This is a genomic window from Mesorhizobium sp. M7A.F.Ca.CA.001.10.2.1 (assembly GCF_003998575.1).
GTDB lineage: Bacteria > Pseudomonadota > Alphaproteobacteria > Rhizobiales > Rhizobiaceae > Mesorhizobium.
This window is the reverse complement of the sequence record NZ_RZQY01000167.1, coordinates 1-10065: the sequence shown is the minus strand read 5'-3', so window position 1 is coordinate 10065 and position 10065 is coordinate 1. Positions and strand designations below refer to the sequence as shown.

The window sequence follows — 10065 nt, the reverse complement described above, 5'->3', positions numbered from 1 at the left end:
CAAAAAATCAAGGCGGCGCCAGGAAACCTGGCGCCGCCTTTTTTGTGGCTGATTGGGAGTTGGCGAACGGGGGCGACAGCCAATCTCCCCCGCAAGGGTCGAGATTGGCAGCTTCACCAACGGCCCCTCAAAGCCCGTCCAGCGGAAACTTCAGGTACCGCCGGCCATTGGCTTCGGGTTCGGGCAGCCTCCCGCCATTCATGTTGACCTGCAGCGCATGCAGGATCAGCCGCGGCATCGGCAGCGTCCTGTCGCGCGCCTCGCGCAGGGCGACGAACTCGGCCTCGCTGCAGGCGGCGGCAAGATGGATGTTGGTAGCCTTCTGTATGGCGACCGTGCTTTCCCACAAAGGTTCGCGGCCGCCGGCCTGATAGTCATGGCCGACGAACACCCGCGTCTCGTCCGGCAACGCCAATATGTCCTGGATCGAGCGCCAGAGCCGCGCGGCACTGCCGCCGGGAAAGTCCGTCCTCGCCGTGCCGCTGTCGGGCATGAACAGCGTGTCGTGGATGAAGGCGGCATCGCCGATCACATAGGTGATGGAGGCCAGCGTGTGTCCGGGCGAGAACAGCACCTTGACCGGAAGGGTACCCACTTGGAAGGTTTCGCCTTCTCTAAACAGCCTGTCCCACTGCGAACCGTCGGCGGGAAAATCCGGCCAGTTGTAGATCGCTTTCCACAGTTTCTGGACCTCGATGACCCTGTCGCCGATCGCCGTCGGCGCGCCGGTCTTCTCTCTCAAGTAATGCGCCGCCGAGAAATGGTCGGCATGCGGATGGGTGTCGAGGATCCATTCGACGCTCAGTCCCTGCTCGCTGACGAAGTCGAGCATGACATCGGCATTCGTCGTTGCCGTAGCACCGGATTTCTCGTCGAAATCAAGGATCGGATCGATGATGGCGCATCGCTTCGTCGCCTGGTCGGCGACGACATACTGGATGGCGCCGGTCGGCTTGTCATAGAAGCCGCTGACCTGCGGCCTGGCCAAAGCTACGTCCAATTCCGGCTTCCCCAACTCTCGGTCGCCAGGAATGATTTTCTCTGACGACACCCGAGAGGAGCATGGTTGTCCGCTCGGGTGAGCCAGTCAAGTATCCTTTCGCTCGCGGCGACAGGAAAGCCAAAAACTGTTCCGAGCGGTCAGGCCGACGGCTGCTTGGTCTTCCGCAGATACGGCAGGATGGTCTCATAAGCGCCGAAGCGTTTGATTGCATCCTCGTTGGAAACGGCCGCGGTGATGATCACGTCCTCGCCCTGCTTCCAGTTCGCCGGCGTCGCCACTTGATGCTTGGCGGTGAGCTGCATGGAATCGACCGCGCGCAGGATCTCATCGAAATTGCGCCCCGTGGTCATCGGGTAGGTCAGCACCAGTTTGATCTTCTTGTCCGGTCCGATGACGTAGACCGAGCGCACTGTGGCGTTGTCGGCGGGCGTGCGGCCCTCCGACGTCTCGCCGGCACCGCCCGGCAGCATGTCGTAGAGCTTGGCGACCTTGAGGTCCTTGTCGCCGATCAGCGGATAGTTCACCGAATGACCGGTCGCCGTCTTGATGTCGTCCTGCCACTTGCCGTGACTTTCGACCGGATCGACCGAAATGCCGATGATCTTGACGTTGCGCTTCTTGAACTCGCCTTCGAGCCCCGCCATCGTGCCAAGCTCGGTCGTGCAGACCGGCGTGAAATTCTTCGGGTGACTGAACAGGATCGCCCAACCGTCGCCGATCCAGTCATGGAATTTGATCGTCCCTTGCGTGGTCTCGGCGGTAAAATCCGGCGCAATGTCGTTGATACGAAGGCTCATGGTACATCTCCCCTGTAAACGGAACCGTCGGCAGCGAGGAACGGCACGCGGCAACCCACGCCACCATCAAGCTGTCCCGCCCGGCATCGTTGCATCTTAGCGCAAAAATCGTGGCTGCAAGATAATATGAAACTCTTGTCGGCGGGAGGCGAGCATTTTTATGCTGCCGAATGCGCGGCGCGCGGATGAGAGCCTGGGGCTGGACAGGAAAGGTTCTGTCTCAGCTCTTGTTGACCGCCAGCGTCACAGTCAGGTCTTCCATGCGCTGTGCCAGCGCGCCGAGCGCATTGGTGAGCACGCTATCGCTCTTGTCGGCCTTGGTCAGAGCCTCGTCGCGGGTCTTGCGCAAGGTCAGCACTTCGCTTTCCATGCCCTTGACGCGTTTCTGCAACTCCGAGAGTTCATCCATCACCATGATGCCGGCCATAACGGTCAGCCGCTGATCGCCGATCTCGCCGAACGAGTCCTTCAGGTGTGAAACATAGCGGTCGAAGCGTTCGGCAAGGTCGATCAGATGCTCTTCCTGGCCCTCGTCGCAGGCCATGCGATACTGCTTGCCGTCGATTGAAACCGTGACCTGTGCCATCGGGCCAGCTCCTATCTGTCCAACACGGCGCGGATGGTTTCCATGGCAGTCACCAAACGTCGCGAGACTTCCTTGTTGGCATCTTCCAGCCGTTCGGCGCGCGCTTCGGAATTATCGAGTTCCTGCGCCAGCCGCGAGCGATCGGCATTCATCCGCTGCACCTCGGCCTCGGCTTCGGAGTAGTCGCGTTCATGCCCGAGCTTGGCCGCGACGGCGTTTTCCAGCCCCTCGATGGCCTTGCCCAGCCTCGCGATGACTTCCTTGAGTGTGGCTTCCCCGGTCATGGCCTTCGTCCTGTGCCCTGCCCATCACCGAATCGTTCACGTTCAGAACGCGTTATCCCTGAAACATTAGGCACCGGGTGAAGGCAACGTCAACAAAGCTCTCGCGACTGTCCCCCGCTAACGCTAATGTAGGTCCGCCGCCGGCATCACAAGACCGGCAAATGTGCACCCGATTTGTTGACTAAAAGCCCGCGCCTGCTATGTGTCGCGCACCCTTTTCAAGGGCTCTCCCAAGCCCCCAAACCCCCACTTCTGGAGGAACCATGACGTCGCGTGAACAACATGACCGGATGGCCAATGCGATCCGCTTTCTCTCCATGGACGCCGTCGAGAAGGCAAATTCCGGCCATCCAGGCCTGCCAATGGGCTGCGCCGATATCGCCACGGTGCTGTTCACGCGCTTCCTGAAATATGATCCCAAGGCCCCGCACTGGGCCGACCGCGACCGTTTCATCCTGTCGGCCGGCCATGGCTCGATGCTGCTCTATTCGCTGCTGCATCTGACCGGCTACGAAGACATGACCCTCGACCAGATCAAGCACTTCCGTCAGTTGGGCTCGAAGACCGCCGGCCATCCCGAATACGGCCATGCCGCTGGCATAGAGACGACGACGGGGCCGCTCGGCCAGGGTCTCGCCAATTCGGTCGGCTTCGCGCTCGGCGAGCGCATCATGAACGCAGCCTTCGGTAACGATCTCGTCGATCATTACACCTATGTCCTGGCCGGCGACGGCTGCCTGATGGAAGGTGTTTCCCAGGAAGCCATCGCGCTTGCCGGCCATCTCAAGCTCAACAAGCTGATCGTCTTCTGGGACAACAACGACATCTCGATCGACGGTCCGGTCTCGCTGTCCGACAACACCGATCAGGTGGCCCGCTTCCAGGCCTCCGGCTGGAATGCCAGCCACATCGACGGCACCGATCCGGAAGCCATCGCCTATGCCATCGAAGCCGCCCGCCATTCCGACAAGCCGACCATGATCGCCTGCAAGACGACCATCGGCTTCGGCGCGCCGACCAAGGCCGGCACCAACAAGGCGCACGGCTCCCCTCTGGGCGCCGACGAGATCGCCGGCGCGCGCAAGTTCTTCAATTGGGATTCGCCGCCCTTCGAGATTCCGGCCGACATCCTCGACGCCTGGCGCACCGCCGGCAAGGCCGGCGTCAAGGCGCGTACAGACTGGGAAGGCCGCCTGGCCAAGGCCGATGCCAAGCTGAAGGCTGAGTTCGAGCGCCGCATCAGCGGCAAGCTGCCGTCCAATTTCGACGCGGTCATTGCCGATTACAAGAAGAAGCTGTCGGCCGACAAGCCGAAGGTCGCCACCCGCAAATCGTCCGAGATGGCGCTGGAAGTCATCAACGGCGCCTTGCCCGAGACCATCGGCGGCTCCGCCGACCTGACCGGCTCCAACAACACCAAGACCAGCCAGACCAAGAACATCACCTCGGACGACTATGGCCAGCGCTATGTCCACTACGGCATCCGGGAGCACGGCATGGCGGCTGCGATCAACGGCCTGACGCTGCATGGCGGCCTCATCGCCTATGGCGGCACCTTCATGTGCTTTTCCGACTATGCCCGGCCGTCGATGCGGCTGGCATCGCTGATGGGCATCCGCTCGATCTTCGTCATGACCCATGATTCCATCGGTCTGGGCGAAGACGGCCCGACCCACCAGCCGGTCGAGCATCTGGCCGCATTGCGCGCCATTCCCAACCACAATGTCTTCCGCCCGGCCGACGCCGTCGAAACCGCCGAATGCTGGCAGATCGCCCTTGAGTCGGAAAAGACGCCGTCGACGTTGGCGCTGACACGCCAGAACCTGCCGACGGTACGCGACGAATTCGTTGCCAGGAACCTGAGCAGCCAGGGTGCCTATGAGCTGGCTGCCGCCAGCAGTGAAGCGGCGGTGACGATCTTCGCCACCGGCTCCGAGGTCGAGATCGCGCTCGGCGCGCGCGACCTGCTGGAAAAGCACGGCCATCCCACCCGCGTCGTCTCGGTGCCCTGCTTCGAACTGTTCGACCAGCAGAGCGACGACTACCGCAAGAAAACGATCGGCAACGCGCCGATCAAGATGGCGATCGAGGCCGGCATACGCCAGGGTTGGGATCATCTGATCGGCTCCGACGGCATCTTCGTCGGCATGACAGGCTTCGGCGCCTCGGGCACGATCGAGCAACTCTATCCGCATTTCGGCATTACCGCCGAAGCCGCGGCCAAGGCGGCGGAAGCCCGCCTGCATACAAAGTAGGTTCAAGGTTCGGCGAAATCGCGATAAGGCGGTTTCGCCGGGCTGACCCAACTTAATCGATTTAAATCCACGTCGCTGCGGCTGGATTCTTTCTGCTTCCGCCGCTATGAAACTGCGGACCCCTCGTCCGCCCTCCAACTCCCAGGGAGAGAATTATGACCGTCAGAGTTGCCATCAACGGATTTGGCCGCATCGGCCGCAACATCCTGCGCGCCATCCATGAATCCGGCCGCAAGGACATCGACGTCGTCGCCGTCAACGACCTCGGCCCGGTCGAGACCAATGCGCATCTGTTGCGCTATGACAGCGTGCATGGCCGCTTCCCGCATGAAGTCTCGGTTTCCGGCGATCAGATCACCGTCGGCAAGGAAACGTTCAAGGTCACCGCGATCAAGGATCCGACGCAGCTACCGTGGAAGGAACTCGGCATCGACATCGCGCTCGAATGCACCGGCATCTTCACCGCCCGTGACAAGGCAGCGGCACACCTGACCGCCGGCGCCAAGCGCGTCATCGTTTCGGCCCCTGCCGAAGGCGCCGACCTCACCGTCGTCTACGGCATCAACCACGACCAGTTGACCAAGGATCATATCGTCATCTCGAATGCCTCCTGCACCACCAACTGCCTGGCGCCGCTGGCAGCCGTGCTGCATGAGACGGTCGGCATCGAAAAAGGCATGATGACGACGATCCATTCCTACACCGGCGACCAGCCGACGCTGGACACCATGCACAAGGATCTCTACCGCGCCCGCGCCGCTGCCCTGTCGCAGATCCCGACCTCGACGGGTGCCGCCAAGGCGATCGGGCTGGTGCTGCCCGACCTCAAGGGCAAGCTCGACGGCATCTCGATCCGCGTGCCGACCCCGAACGTCTCGGTCGTCGACTTCAAGTTCATCGCCAAGCGGTCGACCACGGTGCAGGAGATCAACGACGCGGTGATCGCCGCCTCCAACGGCAAGCTCAAGGGCATTCTCGGCGTCACCCATCATCCGAACGTGTCGATCGACTTCAACCACGATCCGCGCTCCTCGATCATGGCGCTCGACCAGACCAAGGTGATGGACGGCAACTTCGTGTCGGTGCTGTCCTGGTACGACAATGAATGGGGTTTCTCCAACCGCATGGGCGACACATCGGTCGCCTTCGGCAAGACCATCGCCTGATCACAAGCTCTCTTTTCGAGACTTGGAACGCCCGGCTTTGCCCGGGCGTTTTTCATGAGCGCAGCTTGCGCCTTCCCAATTTGTGTCCTGCGCGCCAAAACATCCGAAAATCAGCGGCATAGGCCAAAAAGCCACCCTGCCGCCTTGCACTGGTCACGTCTTCGCCCCACTCTCTCGCAAAGCAGGAGACAGACGAATTTGAGGGGCTGATTTCAGGATGGAGCATGCGATCTATCTCGTCACGCTGGTCGGCACAGCGCTTGTCGTCGCCGCCGCGTTTTCGAGCCTGATCGCCTTCCGCTTCGGCGCTCCTCTTCTGCTCCTGTTTCTCTGCATTGGCCTCGCCACCGGCACCGACGGACTCGGCATCCAGTTCGACAACGCCCGCATCGCTTATTTTGCCGGCTCACTGGCGCTGGCCGTCATCCTGTTCGATTCCGGTTTCGGCACGCCGCTCAACGCCTTGCGGCAGGCTGCGGGCCCGGCTTTGTCGCTGGCGACCTTCGGCGTGCTTGTCACCACCGGCCTGTTCGGCGTCGCCGCCCATTATCTGCTCGATCTCACCTGGCTGGAATCCTTCCTGCTCGGGGCTGCCGTAGCCTCCACCGATGCGGCGGCCGTGTTCTTCCTGCTGCGCGCCGGCGAGATCAATCTGCGCGAACGCGTGCGCTCGACGCTCGAGGTGGAATCCGGCACCAACGACCCGATCGCCATCTTCCTGACCATCACGCTGGTAGAGATCATCGCCGCCCACGCCAACCCCGAAACCAATGTCCTGGTCACCAGCCTGTTCCTCGGCTTCCTCCTCAACATGGGCCTTGGCGCTGTCGTCGGCGTGCTCGGCGGCCTCGCCATCGTGCGCCTCGTCGACCGGCTCAATCTCGACCACGGCCTGCTGCCGATCTTCGTGCTGACCTTGTCGCTGATGGTGTTTGCAGCCGCCGGCGCCATTGGCGGCTCGGGCTTCCTGGCGGTCTATATCGCCGGCCTCATCTCGGGCAATTCCGATATCCGCGCCGTCACCATCCTCAAGCGCTTCCAGGACGGCATGTCATGGCTGGCACAGATCATCATGTTCCTCATCCTCGGCCTGTTCGCGACGCCGTCGCAGTTCCCGGCGATCATGGTGCCGGCGGTGCTGCTCGGCCTGTTCCTGATGTTCATCGCCCGTCCGATCGCGGTCTGGCTCTGCCTGATCCCGTTCCGTCTGCCGCGCCCCGAGGTCGCCTTCGTCTCCTGGGTCGGCCTGCGCGGCGCGGTGTCGATCCTGCTCGCCATCACCCCGCTGCTGGGCGGGCTGGAAAACGGCCGTGTCATCTTCAACACCGCCTTCATCATCGTACTCGTGTCGCTGGTCATCCAGGGCTGGACAGTCGGACCGCTGGCGCGCCGCCTCGGTCTGATCGTGCCGGCACGGCTCGGACCGCTGGACAAGGTCGAGCTGGAACTGCCGGGCTCGGCCCATCACGAGCTTCTTGCCTATCGCGTTGCACACGGCAGCCCGGTGGCGCGCGGCGAGCGCATCCCACGCTGGGCGCGACCCTCGCTGGTGTTGCGCGACGGCCGCTCGATGCGCTTCCAGGACATGGGCCGGCTCGCCGCCGGCGACCAGGTCTACATTTTCGTGCCGGACCGCTATCCGCGCCTGCTCGACAAGCTGTTCGCGAGCCGTGCAGTGGTCGATCCCGAGGATGCCGATTTCTTCGGTGCCTTCGCCGTCGACCCCGCGCGCTCCGCCGCTGAACTGGAAGCGGCCTATACGCCAGGCCTGACCGAAGCGGAGCAAAAGCTCACCGTTGGCGCGCTGGTCACGGCGCGGCTCGGCGGCCATGCCGAATACGCCGACCGCGTCCTGCTCGGCCCGATAGAACTGATCGTCCGCGACGTCGACGACAAGGGCAAGATCATAGGCCTCGGCCTCTCGTTCGAGCCGACCGCGCCGGTGGCGCGGGTGCCGGTCTTCCTCAGCGCCGGCGAAATCGGCGATCGTCTTTCCGCCTTCATCCGCAACTGGCGCAAGCCGACCGAGACGCAGGAGGCCGAGGCGCGGGCGGACGAAAAGCAGGCCCCGGAGCCAGCGCCGGAAAAGGCAGCAACCGAAAGCTGACAAACCCGCTATTGAGCGCTGCCATTCATCCGCCCCGCCGGTGCAAGATCGTGCCCACTTCAAAATTTCGGTTCGAGCGCGCCCTAAGCCTTGCATCGACACCGATGCGGGGTATGGTCCCCCGGTTTTTCGCGAAAGGAACCCCGCATGGCCGCCTTCAAGACACTCGACGATATCGGCAACATCAGCGGCAAGCGTGTGCTGGTGCGCGTCGACCTCAACGTGCCTGTCACTGAGGGCAAAGTCACCGACACCACCCGCATCGAACGCATCGCGCCGACCATCGCCGAGCTGTCAGGCAAGGGTGCCAAGGTCATCCTGCTCGCCCATTTCGGCCGACCCAAGGATGGCCCCTCGCCCGAATTCTCGCTGGAACCGATCGCCAAGGCGACAGCCGACGTGCTCGGCCGCCCCGTCGGTTTCGCCTCGGATTGCGTCGGCGACACGGCCGGAAGCGCTGTCGCCGCCATGAACAAGGGCGACGTGCTGCTGCTCGAAAACACCCGCTTCTACAAGGCCGAGGAGAAGAACGATCCGGCCTTCACGGAAAAACTCGCCGCCAATGGCGATATCTTCGTCAACGACGCCTTCTCGGCCGCGCACCGCGCGCATTCTTCGACGGAGGGGCTGGCGCATCTGTTGCCGGCTTTTGCCGGCCGCACCATGCAAGCCGAGCTTGAGGCGCTGGAGAAGGGCCTGGGAAAACCGGTTCGTCCGGTCGTCGCCATTGTCGGCGGCGCCAAAGTCTCGACCAAGATCGATCTGTTGATGAACCTGGTGAAGAAGGTCGATGCCCTCGTCATCGGTGGCGGGATGGCCAACACCTTTCTTGCCGCGCGTGGCACCAATGTCGGCAAATCGCTGTGCGAGCATGATCTCGCCGCGACCGCCAAGCAGATCATGATCGAGGCGGCCGAGGCCGGCTGCGCCATCATCCTGCCGGTCGACGGCGTCGTCGCCAAGGAGTTCAAGGCGGGCGCGGAATGCGAGACCGTCGCCATATCGGACGTGCCGGCCGACGGCATGATCCTCGATGTCGGCGCCAAAACCGTGACGGCCATCGGCGAATGGATCGACCGCGCCGCGACACTGGTCTGGAACGGCCCGCTCGGCGCCTTCGAGATCGCGCCCTTCGATCATGCGACGGTGGCAGCTGCCAAGCACGCGGCGTCGCGCACCAAGGAAGGCAAGCTGGTCTCGGTCGCCGGCGGTGGCGATACGGTGGCGGCGCTCAACCATGCCGGTGTCGCCGACGACTTCACCTATGTCTCGACCGCCGGCGGCGCTTTCCTGGAATGGATGGAAGGCAAGCCGCTGCCCGGTGTCGATGTGCTGAAGCGCTGAGGCTCCGCGGCGATCAACACTCGGAGAGCAAACAAGGCTGCCCGAGGCTTTCAATCGATTCGAGCTTTCCGATGCCATTCCTTTGGCGGTAGACTTCCGTTAAGCGCGGAACAACCGTTTCAGGAGAAGCAACAATGAGCGAACGTCTCGAAGACATTGCCGCCGCGATCGTCGCCGATGGCAAGGGCCTGCTGGCCGCCGACGAAAGTTCGGGCACCATCAAGAAGCGCTTCGACGTCATCGGCGTCGAATCGACAGCCGACAGCCGCCGCGACTACCGCGAGATGATGTTCCGCACCAGGGAAGCGATGACCCGCTACATCTCCGGCGTCATCCTCTATGACGAGACGATCCGCCAGAAGGCCGCCGACGGCACGCCGCTGGTCGACATCATCAAGGCGGCCGGCGCCATCCCCGGCATCAAGGTCGACGCCGGCGCCAAGCCGCTGGCCGGGTTTCCCGGCGAGACCATCACCGAAGGCCTCGATGGCCTGCGCGAGCGCCTTGCCGATTACTACAAGCT

At 63.1% G+C, this 10065-nt stretch carries 9 protein-coding genes; 5 read left to right on the top strand and 4 right to left on the bottom strand.

Features of this window, described 5'->3' with window-relative positions; translation table 11 throughout:
* Positions 1–127 precede the first annotated feature (127 nt).
* From EN964_RS13405 to EN964_RS13390, 4 genes are all read right to left on the bottom strand, one after another.
* On the bottom strand, positions 128–988 hold the full coding sequence (locus EN964_RS13405; RefSeq protein WP_245490650.1) for an MBL fold metallo-hydrolase: 861 nt from the start codon (positions 986–988) through the stop codon (positions 128–130).
* A gap of 152 nt (positions 989–1140) precedes the next feature.
* A complete protein-coding gene (locus EN964_RS13400) occupies positions 1141–1800 on the bottom strand; it encodes a peroxiredoxin (protein WP_127260439.1) in 660 nt (219 codons plus the stop codon).
* 220 nt (positions 1801–2020) lie between these two features.
* The gene (locus EN964_RS13395) at positions 2021–2386 is read right to left on the bottom strand and encodes a cell division protein ZapA (protein WP_023810969.1); all 366 of its coding nucleotides are present in this window, start codon (positions 2384–2386) and stop codon (positions 2021–2023) included.
* An 11-nt stretch (positions 2387–2397) separates the two neighbouring features.
* Positions 2398–2670, bottom strand: coding sequence for a DUF4164 domain-containing protein (locus EN964_RS13390; protein WP_127271149.1), 273 nt, complete (start codon positions 2668–2670; stop codon positions 2398–2400).
* 263 nt (positions 2671–2933) lie between these two features.
* Between EN964_RS13390 and tkt the strand changes: the two genes are divergently transcribed.
* The 5 genes from tkt to EN964_RS13365 form a co-directional block, all read left to right on the top strand.
* On the top strand, positions 2934–4925 hold the full coding sequence (gene tkt, locus EN964_RS13385; RefSeq protein ID WP_127273136.1) for a transketolase: 1992 nt from the start codon (positions 2934–2936) through the stop codon (positions 4923–4925).
* Between the two features lie 155 nt (positions 4926–5080).
* Positions 5081–6091, top strand: a complete 1011-nt coding sequence (gene gap / locus EN964_RS13380; protein WP_023810967.1) for a type I glyceraldehyde-3-phosphate dehydrogenase — start codon at positions 5081–5083, stop codon at positions 6089–6091.
* Positions 6092–6308: 217 nt separating this feature from the next.
* Positions 6309–8198 (top strand): potassium/proton antiporter, encoded by a 1890-nt coding sequence (locus EN964_RS13375; protein WP_127271761.1) that lies wholly within the window; start codon positions 6309–6311, stop codon positions 8196–8198.
* A gap of 147 nt (positions 8199–8345) precedes the next feature.
* On the top strand, positions 8346–9542 hold the full coding sequence (gene pgk / locus EN964_RS13370) for a phosphoglycerate kinase (RefSeq protein WP_127270749.1): 1197 nt from the start codon (positions 8346–8348) through the stop codon (positions 9540–9542).
* Positions 9543–9676: 134 nt separating this feature from the next.
* Positions 9677–10065 (top strand): class I fructose-bisphosphate aldolase (locus EN964_RS13365; protein WP_127276431.1); only part of this gene is annotated, 389 nt, incomplete at its 3' end.

Excerpts from the sequence above, each read along its gene's own strand:
- EN964_RS13375 (WP_127271761.1), top strand. The coding sequence starts at position 6,309 with ATGGAGCATGCGATCTATCTCGTCACGCTGGTCGGCACAGCGCTTGTC.
- EN964_RS13395 (WP_023810969.1), bottom strand. The coding sequence starts at position 2,386 with ATGGCACAGGTCACGGTTTCAATCGACGGCAAGCAGTATCGCATGGCC.
- EN964_RS13400 (WP_127260439.1), bottom strand. The coding sequence starts at position 1,800 with ATGAGCCTTCGTATCAACGACATTGCGCCGGATTTTACCGCCGAGACC.
- tkt (WP_127273136.1), top strand. The coding sequence starts at position 2,934 with ATGACGTCGCGTGAACAACATGACCGGATGGCCAATGCGATCCGCTTT.
- EN964_RS13390 (WP_127271149.1), bottom strand. The coding sequence starts at position 2,670 with ATGACCGGGGAAGCCACACTCAAGGAAGTCATCGCGAGGCTGGGCAAG.
- pgk (WP_127270749.1), top strand. The coding sequence starts at position 8,346 with ATGGCCGCCTTCAAGACACTCGACGATATCGGCAACATCAGCGGCAAG.
- gap (WP_023810967.1), top strand. The coding sequence starts at position 5,081 with ATGACCGTCAGAGTTGCCATCAACGGATTTGGCCGCATCGGCCGCAAC.